Genomic DNA, 16,849 nt, shown 5'->3' with positions numbered 1-16,849 from the left:
TCGGGTGGCGATAATGGTGTGTGCTGCCCCGCACAACAGTTAAGCGAGCAACCGCCGCGCCTCGGCCGCGTCCATGTCCATCTGGCGCTTGAGCGCGTCCATGTCGTGAAACTTCGCTTCGGGGCGGAGATAATGGTGAAGCGCGACCTCGATCTGCTGGCCGTAGAGATCGCCGTCGAAGTCGAAGATGTAGGTCTCGAGCAGCTCCTGTGGCGGATCGAACATCGGGCGCACGCCAAGGTTGGACACCGCGTCATGCTCGCTGCCGTCAGGGAGGCGGACCCGCGTCGCGTAGATGCCGTAGGCGGGGCGGACATAGTCGCCCATCTTCATGTTGGCGGTCGGCCAGCCGAGGTCGCGCCCGCGCTTGTCGCCATGTACGACCTCGCCGCGAACGGCGAAGGGGCGGGTCAGGAGGCGGGTGGCCTGGTGCGGATCGCCCGCCTGGAGCGCCTCGCGAATGCGGCTGGATGAGATGACGGCATCGTCGCTGACGGGCGCGACGGTCTCGGCGACGAGGCCACGGGCGGCGCCGCTTTCGCGAAGGACGTCGACGTTGCCGCCGCGATCCCTGCCGAAAGTGAAGTCCTCGCCCGTCACCACCCCGCTCGCGCCGAGCCGGCCGGCCAGCATCGCGACGAAGTCCTCCGCGCTCATTCCTGCCAGCGCGTCGTCGAAGGCGAAGACGAGCATGGCGTCGGCCCCGGCCTGCGCGAACAACGTCTCGCGCTGGTCGAGGTCGGTGAGCCGGAAGGGCGGCGCGTCGGGACGGAAATGGCGCACGGGATGCGGATCGAAAGTGGCGACGATCGCGGGCGATCCCTCGTGGGCGGCCCGATCCACGGCCCGGCGGACCACCGCCTGATGCCCACGGTGGAAGCCGTCGAAATTGCCGAGCGCGAGGACTGCGCCGGACAGGCCGTCGGGGAGCGGATCGGTATGGCGGAAGCGGCGCATCAATCGACCTCATGCTCGTCGAGCATCACGCCCGAAAGGCGCTCCTCGGTCAGCGGATCGAGATAGATGTCGCTGTCGCCCAGTTGCGCGATGTGGAGGAGGGCGTCGCCCTTGTTCTTCACGCCCAGGTTGCTGTGGCCGATGACGATGCCCTCGATGGGGGACTTGAGCACGCTTTCTTTCTTGGGGTCGGTGGGGTCGCGGACGGTGGCGACGACTTGGCCGAGGCTGACCCGGCGTCCCGAGAGCGTCTTGACCGAGGCGATGCCGCCGCGCGGCGCGCGGAGCCAGAGCGAGCGGGTCGCTTCGAGCGGTTCGACATACTGGCGCTTGCTGGGCTTGAGTTCGAGCATCCCCATTTCCTGCATCACGCGCAGGATGCCGTTGACCCCGGTGCGGGTGGAAAGGTCGTCGAAGCGCAGCGCCTCGCCCGCCTCGTACAGTAGCATCGGCACGCCTTCCTCGAGCGCGACGCCGCGAAGGCTTCCCGAACGCAGGCTGGATACCATGATGATCGGCGGGTTGAAGGCGCGGGCCAGTTCGCGGGCGCGGCTGGAATCCTCGCTGACCCGGATCTGGGGCAGGTTGTAGCGGTGGATCGCGGCCGAATGGAGATCGATCGCGAAGTCCGCGCGGCTGAGGAGCGTCGTGCGGTAGATGTAGGCGATCTGGCTGGCGAGGCTGCCGTCCTCGCTGCCCGGGAAGGCGCGGTTGAGGTCCTTGCGGTCGGGCAGGTAGCGCGAATAGCCGACGAAGCCGAACGGGTTGACGATCGGCACGGTGATGAGCGTGCCCTTGAGCTTGCGCGGTTGCACCTTGGCAAGAACCCGGCGGATGACTTCGATGCCGCTGATCTCGTCGCCATGCACCGCCGCGCTGATCAGCAGGGTCGGGCCTTCCTCGGAGCCGTGGATGATCCGCACCGGCATGTGGACGTAGCGGCCGGTGGCATCGCGGCTAATCGGAAGGTCGATCGAGAGGCGCGTGCCGGGCTTGGTTACATGGCCTTCGAAATCGAGGGGTTGGGCTGTCATGCCGGAGGGTGTAGCGAGGCGGGCCGGACCGCGCTATCCCCTCGACCGTCGAGGCCCGCCCGCCTTGACAGAAAAGGGCGTCGCTCCTATCTCGCACCCATCCTGATCCACCGGGTTTCGGCGGCGCATCTCGTGCGTCTGCCGTTTTTTCGTTGGAGAATCAGGGTTTTTGACGCTTAGAGATGGAGTGGCAAGTGCCCGCGACTCCGTGGAGCTCATGAGGAGAATGTTTGCATGGCACGTATTGCCGGGGTCAATATCCCGACCAACAAGCGCGTCGAGATCGCGCTCACCTATATCCATGGCATCGGTCACACGACCGCCAAGGAAATCACTGAAAAGCTGAAGATCGCGCCGGAACGCCGCGTCGCCGACCTGTCGGACCAGGAAGTCCTTCAGATCCGCGAGGCGATCGACGCCGATCACACCGTCGAAGGCGACCTTCGCCGCGAGACCGCGATGAACATCAAGCGTCTGATGGATCTTCGTTCGTATCGCGGGCTGCGCCATCGTGCGGGCCTTCCCGTTCGTGGCCAGCGCACGCACACCAATGCGCGCACCCGCAAGGGCAAGGCCAAGCCGATCGCCGGCAAGAAGAAGTAAGGCCGAAGGGCGTCCCGGGGGACGGCCGCAGGGCTTGCTCCGCCGGAGGCATCCGAGACCTCAAGACAGCTTAGAAGGTAGGAATTCCAATGGCTCGTGAACCGCAACGCGTCCGTCGCCGCGAACGCAAGAACATCACCGCCGGCGTCGCCCATGTGAACGCCAGCTTCAACAACACCATGATCACCATCACCGATGCGCAGGGCAATGCGATCAGCTGGTCCAGCGCCGGCATGATGGGCTTCAAGGGCAGCCGCAAGTCGACGCCCTATGCCGCGCAGGTCGCTGCCGAGGATGCCGGCAAGAAGGCGCAGGATCATGGCGTGAAGACGCTCGAAGTCGAAGTGAAGGGCCCGGGTTCGGGTCGCGAGAGCGCGCTGCGTGCGCTTCAGGCGGTGGGTTTCACCATCACCTCGATCCGCGACGTGACGCCGATCCCGCACAACGGCGTGCGTCCGTCCAAGCGTCGCCGCGTCTAATCCACGCGCCGATCGCTTCCCGGGGGCCATCACGGATCCCGGTACTGAATTAAGAACGCAAAAGGCGGGGGACGCTCCGCCACCAAGTCTGGGGACATTATGTCGATCAACGCGAAAAACTGGCAGGAACTGAAAAAGCCGCAGGGCCTCGACCGCAAGCCCGGCACCGACGCCAAGCGCAAGGCCACCTTCGTCGCCGAGCCGCTCGAACGCGGTTTCGGCATGACGCTCGGCAACAGCTTGCGCCGCGTGCTCCTGTCCTCGCTTCAGGGCGCGGCGATCACCTCGATCAAGATCGAAGGCGTGCTGCACGAATTCTCCTCGCTCGCGGGCGTTCGCGAGGACGTGACCGACATCGTCATCAACACCAAGCAGATCGCGGTGAAGATGGAAGGCGAAGGCCCCAAGCGTCTCCAGCTTTCGGCTACCGGCCCCGGCGAAGTCACCGCTGCCCAGATCGCGGTGTCGGGCGATATCGAGATCACCAACCCCGATCTCGTCATCTGCCACCTCGACGATGGCGCCACGCTCAACATGGAGCTGACCGCCGACATCGGTTCGGGCTACGTCCCGGCGGCGATGAACCGCCCGGCCGACGCGCCGATCGGTTTGATCCCGATCGACAGCCTGTACAGCCCCATCCGCCAAGTCGCCTACAAGGTGGAGAACACCCGCGTCGGGCAGGAACTGGACTATGACAAGCTGAGCCTGACCGTCGAGACCGACGGCACGGTCACGCCCGAGGATGCCGTCGCCTATGCCGCGCGCATCCTTCAGGACCAGCTGCAGCTGTTCGTCCACTTCGACGACAGCGCGATCGCGCCCGCGCCGGCTCAGAGCCAAGCGGGCACGACCGAAGGCGGGCAGGACACCAACCAGCTCAATCGTTACCTTCTCAAGAAGGTCGACGAGCTGGAACTGTCGGTCCGTTCGGCGAACTGCCTCAAGAACGACAACATCATCTACATCGGCGATCTGGTCCAGAAGACCGAAGCCGAAATGCTGCGCACCCCCAACTTCGGTCGCAAGTCCTTGAACGAGATCAAGGAAGTGCTGGCGTCGATGGGTCTGCGCCTTGGCATGGAAATCCCCGGCTGGCCGCCCGAGAACATCGAGGAAATGGCCAAGAAGCTGGAACAGGAACTGCTGGGCTAAGCCCACGCATCACGGGGTCTTGGCGGTGCCCCCTTCCACCGCCTGGGACGGGGTACCTCGTACGGCCCCGCCACGAACGGAGAATGGATTATGCGCCATCGTGTTGGCCATCGTAAACTGCAACGCACCTCGAGCCACCGCGCCGCGCTTCTGCGCAACATGGCGGCGGCCCTGATCAAGCACGAGCAGATCAAGACCACGACCGCCAAGGCCAAGGAGCTGCGGCCCTATGTCGAGAAGCTGATCACGCTGTCGAAGAAGGGCGGGCTGTCCAACCGTCGTCTCGCGCATACCAAGCTGCTCGACGATGCGCAGCTGCAGAAGCTGTTCGACACGCTTGCCGATCGCTACGCGGACCGTAACGGCGGCTACACGCGGATCGTCAAAGCGGGCATCCGCCGGTCCGACGCCGCGCCGATGGCGGTGATCGAGTTCGTCGATCGCGACGTCGACGCCAAGGGGCAGGACAGCGGTCCGGTCGAATTCGCGGACGAGGAAGCTTAAGGCCTCCAATTCTGCGGCTGAATTAGAAAAAGGGCGTCGATCGCGAGATCGGCGCCCTTCTTTGTTGTTCGCTGAACCGCGCTCAGTCGTGCGCGGCGGCGACGGTGAGTTCGACGCCGGTGGTATGCGGTTCGACGGATGCCGGCGTGACGAGGATGTGGCTGCCGTGATGAAGCAGCGGGCGCAGTTCGTCGAGGAACGGGCCGGGGAGGCGCATCCGGTTGAGGATCGCCGCGTCGACCGCATGTTCGCCCGCGTCGTGGTCGGGCAGCGGGAGGAGCGAATAATGGAACTTGCCCGCCGCGTCGGTCGTGAGGGTGGCGAGGAAGGTGCCGCTCGGCATGCCGTCATAGTCGATGCGGCTGCGACCGATCTCCTTGCCGTTGCGAAGGACGACCATCTGCTTGTCGCTGGTCGACAGGACGAGGCTGACCGGCCCTTCGGGCGCGGTGGCGGGATTCCATGTGAACGAACGGGTGTCGAGCGGGCGATGGAGCGCCGCCGTGCCCTCGACGCTGACGGGAGCGAGGACGCCTGCCGCAGGGATGGTGACGGGAGCGCCCGCGCGCCCCTGAACGACGATCGTGCCGCCCATGGTGGTGGTGCCGAACAATTCCTCCGCGAAGGCGTAGGGCAGGTGCACGCACCCGTGGCTTTCGGGGTAGCCCGGAAGGCCACCCGCATGGAGCGCCACCCCGCCCCAGGTCATCCGCTGCTGAAAGAACATCGGGGCGTTATTGTAGGTGGACGAGTGGTGCCACTTGTCCTTTTGCAGGATCGTGAAGACGCCGGTCGGGGTTTCGTGGCCGGGTTTGCCCGTCGATACCGTCGAGACGCCGATACGCAGCCCGTTGCGGTAGATGTCGGCCAGTTGGCGCGTGAGATCAACATAGACCACCACCGGGCCTTCGGGGGCGATGTCGGGGGCCCAGACCCATTCGCCGGGATCGAGTTCCTGGGCGGCGCGGGCGAGTTCGATCGGCGAGCTGACCTTGGCCCCCTGCGCCACGGCGGGGGTGGCGGCCAAGGACGCGAGGAGGAGACAGGCAAGTCGAATCATTTGCGGCATCACTCCGGTTTGGGGCGCGTGAAACGCCAGATCAGGAACGCGTTGAGGGCGATGGCGAGCGTGCAGAAGGCAAGGCTTCCCCACGTTCCGACATCGCCGAGCAGGTAGAGCGCGATGGTCCAGGGCATTGCGAGCAATAGCGCGAAGATGCCCGAGAGCGGATCGGACTCTACGCCGAGCCAGCCGAAAACGCTGGCAGGGATCGCCAACAGCGCGAGAATGCCGAGAATGACATAGGCGCCCAGGACGAGCAGCAGAACGCGCTGGGCTCCGGTGCGACGAGGATGAGGGAGGGCTCCCGTCTCCATCAGCCTCCCTCGACCAGAGCGTCGACGATGACGTAGGTTTCGGGACCGTAGCGAACGGTCACCTGGTCTCCATCGCGCGTCACGTCGAAATCCCAGCCGGCCGACCCGTCGGACTGCGCGCTGTCGGCGCCGTAGGGGGTCGTCCCGCGGAAAAAGATGGCGCGCGTGCGTCCATCGGGCTTGGTGACCTCGACAAGCGTGGTGCCGTCCTCCCCCCAGTTGCGTTTCACGCCGGCATCGCAGCTCCGGCTCGGCGCGGCACCGTCGAACCCGCACTGGATCGGAGCGGTGGCGTTGTAGTCCGTGCCTTCAACCAGCGCGTCCCCGCCTTCCGGCGGAGGCGGCGGACCGTTCTCGCCCATTTCCATGGGAAGCGACACGAGGCGCACGCCCTCGACCGTCGCGACGATCTCGCCGCCCAGTGCTTCCGCGCTGGCATCGTCGGGGCAACCGACGAGCATCGCGCTGTCGTCGAGGTAGTTGCGGGTCGCATCGCTCTCGCCGAGCCGTCGGCAGGGGTCGCCCGCCTCGGGGTAGCCGTCACCCATGGGAGCGAGGGTTTCGGGGATGGTCGCGGCGGTCGCTTCTCCGTCGGCCTGAACATCGGCCTCGGCCGTGTCGGCTTCCCCGCAGGCAAGCAGGCAGAGGGCAGTGCCCGAAAGCAGCAGCATTCTCATAACAAGTTCCTTCTAGCGGCAGCGGGGATGCGTCTGGATGTCGGTGATGTTCTCCAGCCGCCCGTCGGCGGTGATGACCTGCAGGCACTGACGCGAATCGCCCCGCCACCAGATCGAATAGCGTGCGTTGCCGCTGACGAAATTGTCGACCTGGCGGAAACCGCGATTGCCGAGCTGGTCGATCGCCGACGCGCGGGCGCCGACGAGGTCCTGCCAGCTGGCCGCCGAATAGCCTCCGCGACCCGAATGATAGGCGGTATTGCGCGAGCGTTCGTCGACGCCGGATTGGTAGCCCGCGGTATAGGCGTCGCTACGGCCGCTGTTGTGATAGGGGGCGTTGTGCAGCCCGTCGCTATGGCCGCGTTCGTAGTCAGCTTCTGCCTGGCGGTCGGACAAATGGTTGTTGTCCTCGTGGTGATGCTTCTTGTGCCCGCCGGACAGCAGCGCGCCGATCAGCGCCGCGCCGCCCGCGACGGCGAGCGCCGTCCCGACGTCGCCGCCCTCGGAGCGATGACAATCCTTGCGGGTGGCGTCGTTGATGCTGACGTATTCCCCGCCCATCGTTTCGACCTGGACGCAATTGTCGTCTTCATCGTGCCACCAGTTAGGTGAAGCTGCTCGAGTTCACTTTATTGCCGTCGATGTAGGTGAAGCCGCGCTGTTCGAGCTGGCTTTCCGCCTGACCCGCGTTGGCACCGAGAAGGTCGCGAAGGTTACTGGCGGGATAGGCGTAGAGCGGGCTGGCGACGAGGCCGATTCCGGCGGCGGTCAGTGCGGCCCTCTTTACATTGTTCAGCATCGTTGTTTCCCCTTGTTTGGTTTCACGTTTTCTTTCGAACCGGACCGACCAGGCCGTCAGCGTGCGGTGAAGCGGTAGGTTGCGGTGCGGGTGCGCAAAAGCAGGGTCCGGCCGCCATCGACGATCTGGTACCCGCTCGCGAGCGGTAGTGCGGCCGCCATTTCCTCACCGAAACTGGGGCGCGGGCACAGCGCGCGGGTCGAGGCGATCTCGCCGATCCGCAGCGCGCTCCCCTCGCCAGGGGGTGCATATCCCTCGTCGTAGCGCGACCAGTCGCTGTTGCCGCGATTGCAGTCGAGCTGGATGGCGAGGCGACCGTCGGACTGGAAGTCGAGTGTATGTCGTGCGCCCAGCGAGGGGTCGATGTACTGGGGCTCCTGCCCGGGGCGTTCGATGCCCTCGAGCGCCCATGCCTGCGAGACGAGCGGATCGGCCATTTCGCCGATGGTGGCACAACCGGCGAGCGAGAACGTGCCGACCGTGGCAAGGAACAACGGGAACCGACTCATAGCACTCCCCTTCGATGTTGTAGAAGCAAGTTGAGCGAGAAATTGGCGGAAGGCAAAGGTGCCAAAGGACCTGTCGCATTCATCGATCCGTTTAACCGTTATTGAACGCCGTGGGCGTCGTCCCACGGGATATTACAGAGGGCCGGCAGAGTTATTTCAGAACGGGTTTTTTGCAGGAGAGAGGTCGGCGGGTGCGTCGTTCAGCCTAGCTTGTGCTTCGTCCTGCTATGTCGCAAACCGAAACGAATTTTACTCGAACGGAGTTTGTCCATGCGCCCTGTCGCTTCCACGCTCGCCCTGACGGCGGCCCTTCTCGCCAGCACCGCTTGCACCACCACGATGGAGGAGGCGCGTGTGGCACCGGCCGCGGGGAGCGAGACGATGATCGAACCGATGGCTTATCCCGACACGCGCGCCGAGAACGTCGGCTACCAAGTGGGCGATCTGACGGTCGAGGATCCCTATCGCTGGCTCGAGAACGACGTTCGCGAAGATCCGGCGGTGGCCCGCTGGGTCGAGGCACAGAACGAAGTGACGTTCGATTATCTGGAGAAGCTGCCCGGCACCGAGTGGTTCAAGAAGCGGATGACCGCGCTCTACGATTACGAGCGGATCGGCGTGCCGCGCGAGGCGGGCGGCATGTACTTCTATTCGAAGAACGACGGCTTGCAGCCGCAGTCGGTCCTGTATGTCCAGGACGGGTTGGACGGCAGTCCGCGTGTCCTGATCGATCCCAACACATGGTCGGACGACGGCGCCACGGCGCTGGGCGAATATGCCGTTAGCGAGGACGGCACCATGCTTGCCTACGCGATCCAGGACGGGGGTTCGGACTGGCGGACCGTCAAGGTGATGAACGTCCGCACCAACCAGGTGATGAACGATACCGTCGAATGGGTGAAGTTCTCCGGCCTCGAATGGGCCAAGGACGGGTCGGGCTTCTACTACAGCCGCTTCCCGGCGAACGAGGAAGCGGGCAAGTTCATCGGGCTGAACACCGACCAGGCGGTCTATTTCCACCGGTTGGGCACCGATCAGAGCGAGGACGAACTGGTCTTCGCCCGGCCCGACAATCCCGAACTCAACAATGCCGCCAGCGTCAGCGACGATGGGCGTTATCTGATTACGTCGTCCTCGACCGGCACCGACGGCTGGGAGACGGCGGTGATCGACCTGCAGAACCGGGATCGCGACCCGCTGGTGATCGAACCGGGCGTCGACTACGAGACGAGCTACGTCGGGAACGAGGGCACGACCTTCTATTTCGCGACCAATCGCGACGCGCCGCGCGGCGGCGTGTTCAAGGTCGACATCACCGATGCGAACCTGTCACGCGAATGGGTGATCGCGGAGGATGCGGCCTCGAAGCTCAATGGGGTCAGCCTCGTCGGGGGGCGTTTGATCGCCGACTATCTGGTCGACGTGAAGTCCGAAGCGCGGGTCTACGACATGGACGGCGACATGATCCGCACGATCGAACTGCCGGGAATCGGCAGCGCGGGCGGGTTCGGGGGGAGCCCCGAGCGGAGCGAAACCTTCTACAGTTTCTCCAGCTTCGGACAGCCGAGCACGGTCTACCGCTACGATGTGGCGACGGGGGAAAGCAGCGTCTGGGCAGCGCCCGACGTCGATTTCGATCCGAGCGACTATGTGACCGAGCAGGTGTTCTACACCTCGAAGGACGGGACGCGGATCCCGATGTTCGTGACGCGGCACAGGGACACGAGCGGTCCCGCACCGACGTTGCTGTACGGCTATGGCGGGTTCAACATCTCGGTCACGCCTGGCTTCACGCCAACGCGGCTGGCCTGGCTCGACGCGGGGGGAATCTATGCGGTCGCGAACATTCGCGGCGGGGGAGAATATGGCAAGGCGTGGCACGATGCCGGACGCGGCTTCAACAAGCAGAACGTGTTCGACGATTTCGCGGCGGCGGGCGAGTATCTGAAGGAAAACCAGATCGCGACCCGTGACGGGCTGGCGATCGAGGGGCGCTCGAACGGCGGGCTGCTGGTCGGCGCGAGCATCAACCAGCGTCCCGATCTGTATGATGCGGGCCATGCCGCGGTGGGCGTGATGGACATGCTGCGTTTCGACCGCTTCACGGCGGGGCGCTATTGGGTCGACGACTATAACTATCCGCAGCAGGAGCGGGACGCGGAATATAATCTGCGCTTCTCGCCCTATCACAATGTCGAGGCGTCGACTGACTATCCGGCGGTGCTGGTGACGACGGCCGATACCGACGATCGCGTGGTGCCGGGGCACAGCTTTAAATATGCCGCGATGCTGCAGGAAAAGGCCGGGGAGGGCGACGATCCGTTGCTCATTCGCATCGAAACGCGGGCGGGCCACGGGTCGGGCAAGCCGACCGACAAGATCATCGAGGAAGCCGCCGACGTGGCGGCGTTCCTGGCCTACCACACGGGGTTGAGGACCCCCGTCGGGGACGCGCCCTACATCATGGAAACGCCGCGCGGTGCGCGGTAGCCGCCGCTGCTAGCGGGAGGGTGATCGCCGCGGGGGTGTTTGCGGACCATCGGCATCGGTTTCCGGCGGGCTGAGCAGCGCGAGGGGCACGAGGTAGGTTTCTTCGCCGAACAGAACCCGGATCCGTTCCGACCCGTCGCGGGCCGACGAAAAGTTGGTACCCGCGAGGTCGGGACGGGAGGCGGTGTCGATGCCGTTGACGTTCGTGCCTTCGAACAGGAAGGGGCGCACGTCGCCGCGCGGGGTCTGGACTTCGATGCGTCCCCCCGCTGGGCTCGACGGAGTGGCGGCGCGCGACCGCACCACACCCGCCATGCACGATTGCACCGGTTCTCCGCCCGCAATCCCACAGGGGATGGCGACCCGCGTGTCGTAGGACCGGCTCTCCGCCAGCGTGCGACCCTGCCGGGCCAGCACCGCTTCCACCCGGGCGCGCGGAACCGCCACCAGCGTGATCCCGCCGATCTTTTCGATGGTGCGTCCGTCGCGCAGCGCATCGGCGTCGGCGAAGGTCGGGCAGCCGAACAGGACGTCGCCTTCGCTTCGCCAATTGGAAATCGCCTGCGTGTCGGCGAGGCGACGGCATTCATCGTCGGGGTTCGGGTAGCCTTCCTCTTCGGGCTCGAGGCCGAGCGGGAACCCGTCGGTCGTCGCGTTGGCAGCCTCCGCATCGGCGTCGGCTTCCACTTGGTCGGCCTCCGACGGCGGCGCCTCCAACTCGCCCTCGCAGGCCGCCGTCATGGCGGCGAGCGTGAGAAGAAGCGGCAGGCGGTATGGGGCAAGGCCAGCGATCATGTCGTGCGGAACGGACGAGCGGCCGGTCCGTTTCCTTCGAGGTAAGACGTTGCGGATGCTGAACGAACCCCAACAGGCGCGTTCAGGCCGAATGAATGGCTGGCTTGCTATAAGGGGAGTGAAATCGGGGCAAGCCTCCCGTTTCTTAACGGGAACAGGCCTCGGTGGGCACAGTGAAACAGTAAGGAGACCCATCATGTCCCATAAGAGTTTGAAGATGCTTGGCACGGTTGGCGCGATCGCCGCCAGTGCCGCCTTTGCCGCCACGCCTGCACAGGCGCAGGTCTACGATCGCGGCAATGCCGCTGAACGGATCATCGGCGGCATTCTGAACGGTGTTCTCAACGGTGGTCGCAGCTACGATTACGGTCGCTATCCGCAAGGCAACTACGGCTATGGCAATTACGGTATCAACGAGCGCCAGGCCGTCGACCGCTGCGCGCGGCAGGTCGAGTACAGGCTCGACCGCGAATATGACCGTCGCGACAATCGCCGTTACAACCGCTACGACAATTACCGGCGCTACGATCATGGCGCACGCGTGACCGGCGTCACCAACGTCCAGCGCACGCGTCGCGGACTGACCGTCTATGGCGTCGCCTCGACCGGTTACCAGCAGGCGTATCGCGGTCGCAACGTCCAGGCCGTTTCGGACCTGCGCTGGAACTGCGACATCGATCGCAACGGCCGCATCCGCGACACCGATGTCGATCGGGTGAGCCGTAACTACAACGACCGCAACCGCTACTATCGCTACTAGAATCTCGCGACCATGCAGCGACAAGGAGGGCCGCGACGGGAACATCCCGCCGCGGCCCTCGGCGATTCGGCACGCCGTTCGTTCTCGGCCGACGGATGGGCCCGGCGGGGGCGTTCCGCCCTTCCCCAAGACCACCGACCGACGATATCGACCGGTGGCCGGGGTGGAGCGTCGTTGCCGACCGAGAACCGTCTATGGGCGCGAGACGCCAAACGAGCGTTAAGCAAGGGTCCGGATCGGACTGGGTCGATCCGGCCGTCGGTGGTTCTCCCGGTGGTGGCGCCACCGACGGCGGGAGTGGACAGCCCCGCCGCCCGCACCTATCGCTCGGCGCCGGACACGAACGGGGCATTGCGAGGACGGCCATGAGCGAAGCGGATTTCGGCGACACCATCCTGATCGTGGATTTCGGTAGCCAGGTCACCCAGCTGATCGCGCGGCGGGTGCGCGAGGCGGGGGTCTATTGCGAGATCGCACCGTTCACCATGGCCGCGGAAGCCTTCGAGCGACTGGAGCCCAAGGGCATCATTCTGTCGGGAAGCCCGGCCAGCGTTCCTGCCGACGGCTCCCCGCGTGCGCCCGGGATCGTCTTCGAAAGCGGTCTGCCGATCCTCGGCATCTGCTACGGCCAACAGGTGATGACGCATCAACTGGGCGGCGAGGTGCGGCCCGGGCACGAGACCGGCGAGGGCGGCGAGTTCGGGCGAGCGTTCCTGACGGTGACCAAGGAATGTGCGCTGTTCGACGGGTTGTGGGAGGTCGGCGAGCGGCACCAGGTGTGGATGAGCCACGGGGACAAGGTCACCGAATTCGCCGACGGGTTCGAGATCGTCGCCAAGTCCGACGGTGCACCCTTCGCCGTCATCGCGAACGAGGAAAACAGGCGCTACGGCACCCAATTCCACCCGGAGGTCGTGCACACCCCGGATGGCGGCAAGCTGATCGCCAATTTCGTGCGGCACGTGTGTGGCTGTGCAGGCGACTGGACGATGGCGGCCTATCGCGACGCACAGATCGCGACGATCCGCGAACAGGTCGGCGACGCGAAGGTTATCTGCGGACTGTCGGGCGGGGTCGACAGCGCGGTGGCGGCGGTGCTGATCCACGAGGCGATCGGCGAGCAGCTGACCTGTGTCTTCGTCGATCACGGACTGATGCGCGCGAACGAGGCGGAGCAGGTCGTCAGCCTGTTCAAGGGCCATTATAACATTCCGCTCGTGCATGTGGATGCGGAGGAGCGCTTCCTGGCGGGGCTGGAGGGGGAAACCGACCCCGAGAAGAAGCGCAAGTTCATCGGCAAGACCTTCATCGACGTGTTCGAGGAAGAGGCCCGGAAGATCGGCGGCGCGGACTTCCTCGCGCAGGGAACGCTCTATCCCGACGTCATCGAGAGCGTTTCGTTTACCGGCGGCCCGAGCGTGACGATCAAGAGTCATCACAATGTCGGCGGTCTGCCCGAGCGGATGGACATGAAGCTGGTCGAGCCGCTGCGCGAATTGTTCAAGGATGAGGTGCGCGATCTCGGACGCGAGCTGGGACTGCCCGATGCCTTCGTGGGGCGGCACCCCTTTCCGGGGCCGGGGCTGGCGATCCGCATTCCGGGCGAGGTGACGAAGGAACGGTGCGACATCCTGCGCAAAGCCGACGCCATCTATCTGGACGAGATCCGCAAGGCGGGGCTGTACGATGCGATCTGGCAGGCCTTCGCGGTATTGCTGCCGGTACGAACGGTAGGCGTGATGGGCGATGCGCGAACCTACGACAGCGTATGCGGCCTTCGCGCGGTGACCAGCGTCGATGGGATGACGGCGGATGTCTATCCCTTCGAAAGCCAGTTCCTGCAGAACGTGGCGACGCGCATCGTCAACGAGGTGCAGGGCATCAACCGCGTGGTCTACGACTATACGTCGAAGCCTCCCGGAACGATCGAGTGGGAGTAGGCTGCCGGGCCGCTCCCCGGTAAGGCAGGCACCGTTCAGGGAACCGATCGCCGAATTGCGCATTCACCCGGTGAACATCAAATCACTGGAATATGTACATGAAAATCAAACTGTTGACGCTCGCCCTTTTGGGTGGCGCCGTCGCTGCCTGTGGGCAGGCCGAAGCCGAAGTGAACTTGCATAACGATCTGCCGATCGAGGCGATGGTCGTAAGCGACGAAGAACGGCACGAAGAAGTCGAAGCGCAGGTGCAGGAGATCGCCGATCGCCGCGATGCGTCTTCTTCGGACGAAAGCCTTCGTTAGCGGCTATTCCTACAGCGAGCGCATGAAAGGCACCATTCGTCGCACCTCCGGAACGACCCTCTCTTCTCTCCCATTTTCTAGTGTGAAGAACCACCGACAGGGAGAAGGAATGATGACCATTACGAAAATTGCCGCACTGGCAGCCGGAACGGCACTTCTGGGCGCGTGCGCGACCGCGCAAGAAACGCTCGTCGAGAATGTCGACGATACCTACACCGCGTACCTGACCGGAGACAAAGTCCCGGGTGGCGGCGACATGGACGGCTACGCCCGTGCCGAGGTGACGGTCTCCGGAACGCTCGACCGTGTCTGCTACGAAATCGACGAAGTTCGCGGAGTGGTTCCGACCGCCGCGCACATTCATGAAGGTAACGAAGGCCAGACGGGTCGCCCCGTTGTGACGCTCGAGGACAATGACGGGACCTGGTCCGGCTGCGTCAACAGCGACGGTCCGGTTCGCGATCATATCGAACGGATGCCATCGATGCATTACGTGCAGATCCACACCGCCGAATATCCGAACGGTGCGATCCGCGGTCAGCTCTACGACTACGACAACTAGGTCGGGTCACCACTCACATTCGAAGGGGCTGCCGGTTCGGCGGCCCCTTTTTCGTTTTCGGGCCCGCTCTCCTGAACAGTCTTCACGGGGCGCGGACGGTGATGACGGGGGGTGGCACGTTTGCCTCGGCCAGCGCCTCGGGGTCTTCCTTCCCCCAGTAGCGGCAGTCGAACAGAAGCACTTCGCCCTCGTGAACCGCGCCGCGCGAGCAGCGGAACCGATGAGCCTCGCCGACCGACAGAAGCGCGATCGCGGGGTCGTCGGACGCTTCGACATCGAGTTGGATCGGCCGCGGCGAGTCGGTATCCAGTGCGACACGATCCGAAGCGCCGTCGGCGACGTCGAGCGCCGCGACCATACCGCGGACGACGATGTCGGGGCTGCGCAGAAAATTCGTGAAGCCCTCGGGATCGGCATCCTGCCAGCGAGCGGCTTGCACTGCCGTGATGTCGAACGGTTGGGGTACGGCGCGCGCCGGTTCACTGCCGGTCACGACGAGCGGGCTCCTGTCCTCGAATATGAGGTCGGCAAACTCCATCCCGAAGATGGCGACCCCCGCCATCGTGAGGATGATGGTCACCGGTTTCGGTCTTTTCTCTCCGGTCTCGGACAGGTCCGCGATCTGCTGCCGCCATTCGGCGAGGCGCTCCTTCGCACTTTCCCATTTGCTATCCGGGTGCGGCGATCGCCGGGACGAGCGGCTCGGCTTGACCGGATCGGGAATGGGACGGCCGTCCCGATCGAAGCGCGCCATCAACCCGGCTGCTGTTCGCACGTCGGAACGCTGGCATCTTCGTCTGCCTGATGTTCGCGTCTCCTCTTGCCACCCGGGACCTTTACGTCATGGCCGAGCGTGTCGCGGGTCCAGAGCATGGTGACCAGGGTGTAGATCACGACGGTCAGCGGGGCGGCGAGGATGACGCCGATGAAACCGAACAGGCTCCCCAGCGCCGCCAGCGCGAAGATCAGCAGCGCGGGCGGGATGGAAACCGCCATGTTCTGCACCATGGGGGTGAGCACGTTTCCTTCGAGCTGTTGCGCCACGACGTAGACGAGCAGGGCGTAGAGAAACATGTCGGGCACCGCGGAGAAGGCGATGACGAGACCGGGTATGGCCCCGATGAACGGGCCGACGAGCGGAATGAAATTGGCGATACCGATGGTGAGGCCCAATGCGGCGGCGGAGGGGACCCCGATCAGTTCGAGACCGATCCAAACCATCCCGCCCACGATCGCCATCGTGAGAAGCTGGCCGAGAAGGTAGCGTTTGAGCGCATGCCCGCTGACCTCCAGCGCTTCGATGATCTTTTCGGCGCGGCCCTTGGGGAAGAGGCGCGCTAGACCGCGTTTGTAGACATCGGGTTCGAGCGCGAGATAGGCGGCGCCCACGATCACCAGCACGAGGTTGGTGACGAGGCCGAGGAGGCCGAAGGCGAAACCCAGCGCGCGGCCGGCAATCTGCTGGATGTCCGGCGTCTGCCCCGCCAGCGATCCGACCACCGGCAACGTGGAAAGACGTGCACGCAATTCGGGAACGGCCGCGGTCAGCTGCGCCTGAAGTTCGCCGAACTGGCCCGAGAGCTGGGCACCGAACAGCCAGCCGAAACCGCCGAGCAGCAGGAGGATCGTCACCAGTCCCAAGAGGACCGACGGCGCATTTCCCAGCCCCAGCCGCATGTACGGCCAAGCGGCCGAGCGGATCAGGATCGCGACCAGGATGGCGCCGAAGATCAGCATCAACGTGGTCGACAGGATCGGCACAACGAGCGCGATTCCGACCAGCAGCAGCACGACCAGTGTGCGCCGCACCAATTCGCCCATCGATCCCGCCATGACGTTTCCCCCTGATCGTGCCTGATCTTTCGGGCGAATGGTTGGCCCTCCCGTGGCGGGATGGCAAGTT

Annotated in this window: 20 protein-coding genes; 9 read left to right on the top strand and 11 right to left on the bottom strand. The window is 64.9% G+C overall.

All coding sequences use genetic code 11. The features are described 5' to 3' along the window. Positions 1–39: 39 nt before the first annotated feature. Both WJT74_RS08715 and WJT74_RS08710 read right to left on the bottom strand, forming a co-directional pair. The gene (locus WJT74_RS08715) at positions 40–957 is read right to left on the bottom strand and encodes a bifunctional riboflavin kinase/FAD synthetase (protein ID WP_343343772.1); all 918 of its coding nucleotides are present in this window, start codon (positions 955–957) and stop codon (positions 40–42) included. Next, positions 957–1,991 carry a succinylglutamate desuccinylase/aspartoacylase family protein gene (locus tag WJT74_RS08710; protein ID WP_343343770.1) on the bottom strand — a complete coding sequence of 345 codons (1,035 nt, stop codon included), beginning with the start codon at positions 1,989–1,991 and terminating at the stop codon, positions 957–959. The genes WJT74_RS08715 and WJT74_RS08710 overlap by 1 nt, the downstream gene beginning before the upstream one ends. Before the next feature lie 234 nt (positions 1,992–2,225). Between WJT74_RS08710 and rpsM the strand changes: the two genes are divergently transcribed. From rpsM to rplQ, 4 genes are all read left to right on the top strand, one after another. Continuing rightward, complete coding sequence (rpsM, locus tag WJT74_RS08705; RefSeq protein WP_343343769.1) at positions 2,226–2,594, top strand: 30S ribosomal protein S13; 369 nt, start codon at positions 2,226–2,228, stop codon at positions 2,592–2,594. 89 nt (positions 2,595–2,683) lie between these two features. Next, positions 2,684–3,073, top strand: coding sequence for a 30S ribosomal protein S11 (gene rpsK, locus WJT74_RS08700; RefSeq protein WP_343343767.1), 390 nt, complete (start codon positions 2,684–2,686; stop codon positions 3,071–3,073). Positions 3,074–3,172: 99 nt separating this feature from the next. Then, positions 3,173–4,228 (top strand): DNA-directed RNA polymerase subunit alpha, encoded by a 1,056-nt coding sequence (locus WJT74_RS08695; protein ID WP_343343764.1) that lies wholly within the window; start codon positions 3,173–3,175, stop codon positions 4,226–4,228. A gap of 90 nt (positions 4,229–4,318) precedes the next feature. Then, positions 4,319–4,732 carry a 50S ribosomal protein L17 gene (gene rplQ, locus WJT74_RS08690; RefSeq protein ID WP_343343761.1) on the top strand — a complete coding sequence of 138 codons (414 nt, stop codon included), beginning with the start codon at positions 4,319–4,321 and terminating at the stop codon, positions 4,730–4,732. Between the two features lie 82 nt (positions 4,733–4,814). Here the strand turns inward: rplQ and WJT74_RS08685 are convergent, their stop codons facing one another. From WJT74_RS08685 to WJT74_RS08660, 6 genes are read right to left on the bottom strand one after another with little or no spacing between them, the layout of a single operon-like run. Next, entirely contained in the window at positions 4,815–5,792 is a 978-nt protein-coding gene (locus WJT74_RS08685; protein ID WP_343343758.1) for a L,D-transpeptidase family protein, read from the bottom strand. An 8-nt stretch (positions 5,793–5,800) separates the two neighbouring features. Continuing rightward, positions 5,801–6,109 (bottom strand): hypothetical protein, encoded by a 309-nt coding sequence (locus WJT74_RS08680; protein WP_343343755.1) that lies wholly within the window; start codon positions 6,107–6,109, stop codon positions 5,801–5,803. Further along, complete coding sequence (locus WJT74_RS08675; protein ID WP_343343753.1) at positions 6,109–6,786, bottom strand: hypothetical protein; 678 nt, start codon at positions 6,784–6,786, stop codon at positions 6,109–6,111. Before WJT74_RS08675 ends, WJT74_RS08680 begins: the two co-directional genes overlap by 1 nt. Positions 6,787–6,798: 12 nt before the next feature. Beyond that, positions 6,799–7,347 (bottom strand): hypothetical protein, encoded by a 549-nt coding sequence (locus WJT74_RS08670; protein WP_343343751.1) that lies wholly within the window; start codon positions 7,345–7,347, stop codon positions 6,799–6,801. Between the two features lie 43 nt (positions 7,348–7,390). Next, complete coding sequence (locus tag WJT74_RS08665) at positions 7,391–7,585, bottom strand: hypothetical protein (protein ID WP_343343749.1); 195 nt, start codon at positions 7,583–7,585, stop codon at positions 7,391–7,393. Between the two features lie 56 nt (positions 7,586–7,641). Next, the gene (locus tag WJT74_RS08660; protein ID WP_343343747.1) at positions 7,642–8,094 is read right to left on the bottom strand and encodes an META domain-containing protein; all 453 of its coding nucleotides are present in this window, start codon (positions 8,092–8,094) and stop codon (positions 7,642–7,644) included. 270 nt (positions 8,095–8,364) lie between these two features. Between WJT74_RS08660 and WJT74_RS08655 the strand changes: the two genes are divergently transcribed. Continuing rightward, positions 8,365–10,584: a prolyl oligopeptidase family serine peptidase gene (locus WJT74_RS08655; protein WP_343343745.1), complete on the top strand. Its 2,220-nt coding sequence runs from the start codon at positions 8,365–8,367 to the stop codon at positions 10,582–10,584. Between the two features lie 9 nt (positions 10,585–10,593). Here WJT74_RS08655 and WJT74_RS08650 read toward each other — a convergent pair whose 3' ends face one another. Then, positions 10,594–11,379 (bottom strand): hypothetical protein, encoded by a 786-nt coding sequence (locus WJT74_RS08650; protein WP_343343743.1) that lies wholly within the window; start codon positions 11,377–11,379, stop codon positions 10,594–10,596. Between the two features lie 196 nt (positions 11,380–11,575). Here WJT74_RS08650 and WJT74_RS08645 point away from each other — a divergent pair, with 196 nt between their 5' ends. From WJT74_RS08645 to WJT74_RS08630, 4 genes are all read left to right on the top strand, one after another. After that, complete coding sequence (locus WJT74_RS08645) at positions 11,576–12,139, top strand: hypothetical protein (protein WP_343343741.1); 564 nt, start codon at positions 11,576–11,578, stop codon at positions 12,137–12,139. 365 nt (positions 12,140–12,504) lie between these two features. Next, complete coding sequence (gene guaA, locus WJT74_RS08640; protein WP_343343739.1) at positions 12,505–14,079, top strand: glutamine-hydrolyzing GMP synthase; 1,575 nt, start codon at positions 12,505–12,507, stop codon at positions 14,077–14,079. Between the two features lie 98 nt (positions 14,080–14,177). Then, positions 14,178–14,384: a hypothetical protein gene (locus tag WJT74_RS08635; protein ID WP_343343737.1), complete on the top strand. Its 207-nt coding sequence runs from the start codon at positions 14,178–14,180 to the stop codon at positions 14,382–14,384. Positions 14,385–14,496: 112 nt separating this feature from the next. Then, a complete protein-coding gene (locus tag WJT74_RS08630; RefSeq protein ID WP_343343735.1) occupies positions 14,497–14,946 on the top strand; it encodes a CHRD domain-containing protein in 450 nt (149 codons plus the stop codon). Positions 14,947–15,028: 82 nt separating this feature from the next. On the opposite strand, the gene WJT74_RS08625 is transcribed toward WJT74_RS08630, so the two are convergent. Beyond that, positions 15,029–15,700: a hypothetical protein gene (locus tag WJT74_RS08625; RefSeq protein ID WP_343343732.1), complete on the bottom strand. Its 672-nt coding sequence runs from the start codon at positions 15,698–15,700 to the stop codon at positions 15,029–15,031. Next, positions 15,700–16,779: an AI-2E family transporter gene (locus WJT74_RS08620; protein ID WP_343343730.1), complete on the bottom strand. Its 1,080-nt coding sequence runs from the start codon at positions 16,777–16,779 to the stop codon at positions 15,700–15,702. The genes WJT74_RS08625 and WJT74_RS08620 overlap by 1 nt, the downstream gene beginning before the upstream one ends. Positions 16,780–16,849: the final 70 nt, after the last annotated feature.

The sequence above is a fragment of the Sphingomicrobium sp. XHP0239 genome (assembly GCF_039555325.1).
Classification (GTDB): Bacteria; Pseudomonadota; Alphaproteobacteria; order Sphingomonadales; family Sphingomonadaceae; genus Sphingomicrobium; species Sphingomicrobium maritimum.
Note: the sequence above shows the minus strand (reverse complement) of the source record. Positions and strands in the feature narration are given on the sequence as shown.

Coding starts and splice junctions, on each gene's coding strand:
- WJT74_RS08715 (WP_343343772.1), bottom strand. CDS start 957: ATGCGCCGCTTCCGCCATACCGATCCGCTCCCCGACGGCCTGTCCGGC.
- WJT74_RS08710 (WP_343343770.1), bottom strand. CDS start 1,991: ATGACAGCCCAACCCCTCGATTTCGAAGGCCATGTAACCAAGCCCGGC.
- rpsM (WP_343343769.1), top strand. CDS start 2,226: ATGGCACGTATTGCCGGGGTCAATATCCCGACCAACAAGCGCGTCGAG.
- rpsK (WP_343343767.1), top strand. CDS start 2,684: ATGGCTCGTGAACCGCAACGCGTCCGTCGCCGCGAACGCAAGAACATC.
- WJT74_RS08695 (WP_343343764.1), top strand. CDS start 3,173: ATGTCGATCAACGCGAAAAACTGGCAGGAACTGAAAAAGCCGCAGGGC.
- rplQ (WP_343343761.1), top strand. CDS start 4,319: ATGCGCCATCGTGTTGGCCATCGTAAACTGCAACGCACCTCGAGCCAC.
- WJT74_RS08685 (WP_343343758.1), bottom strand. CDS start 5,792: ATGATTCGACTTGCCTGTCTCCTCCTCGCGTCCTTGGCCGCCACCCCC.
- WJT74_RS08680 (WP_343343755.1), bottom strand. CDS start 6,109: ATGGAGACGGGAGCCCTCCCTCATCCTCGTCGCACCGGAGCCCAGCGC.
- WJT74_RS08675 (WP_343343753.1), bottom strand. CDS start 6,786: ATGAGAATGCTGCTGCTTTCGGGCACTGCCCTCTGCCTGCTTGCCTGC.
- WJT74_RS08670 (WP_343343751.1), bottom strand. CDS start 7,347: ATGGGCGGGGAATACGTCAGCATCAACGACGCCACCCGCAAGGATTGT.
- WJT74_RS08665 (WP_343343749.1), bottom strand. CDS start 7,585: ATGCTGAACAATGTAAAGAGGGCCGCACTGACCGCCGCCGGAATCGGC.
- WJT74_RS08660 (WP_343343747.1), bottom strand. CDS start 8,094: ATGAGTCGGTTCCCGTTGTTCCTTGCCACGGTCGGCACGTTCTCGCTC.
- WJT74_RS08655 (WP_343343745.1), top strand. CDS start 8,365: ATGCGCCCTGTCGCTTCCACGCTCGCCCTGACGGCGGCCCTTCTCGCC.
- WJT74_RS08650 (WP_343343743.1), bottom strand. CDS start 11,379: ATGATCGCTGGCCTTGCCCCATACCGCCTGCCGCTTCTTCTCACGCTC.
- WJT74_RS08645 (WP_343343741.1), top strand. CDS start 11,576: ATGTCCCATAAGAGTTTGAAGATGCTTGGCACGGTTGGCGCGATCGCC.
- guaA (WP_343343739.1), top strand. CDS start 12,505: ATGAGCGAAGCGGATTTCGGCGACACCATCCTGATCGTGGATTTCGGT.
- WJT74_RS08635 (WP_343343737.1), top strand. CDS start 14,178: ATGAAAATCAAACTGTTGACGCTCGCCCTTTTGGGTGGCGCCGTCGCT.
- WJT74_RS08630 (WP_343343735.1), top strand. CDS start 14,497: ATGACCATTACGAAAATTGCCGCACTGGCAGCCGGAACGGCACTTCTG.
- WJT74_RS08625 (WP_343343732.1), bottom strand. CDS start 15,700: ATGGCGCGCTTCGATCGGGACGGCCGTCCCATTCCCGATCCGGTCAAG.
- WJT74_RS08620 (WP_343343730.1), bottom strand. CDS start 16,779: ATGGCGGGATCGATGGGCGAATTGGTGCGGCGCACACTGGTCGTGCTG.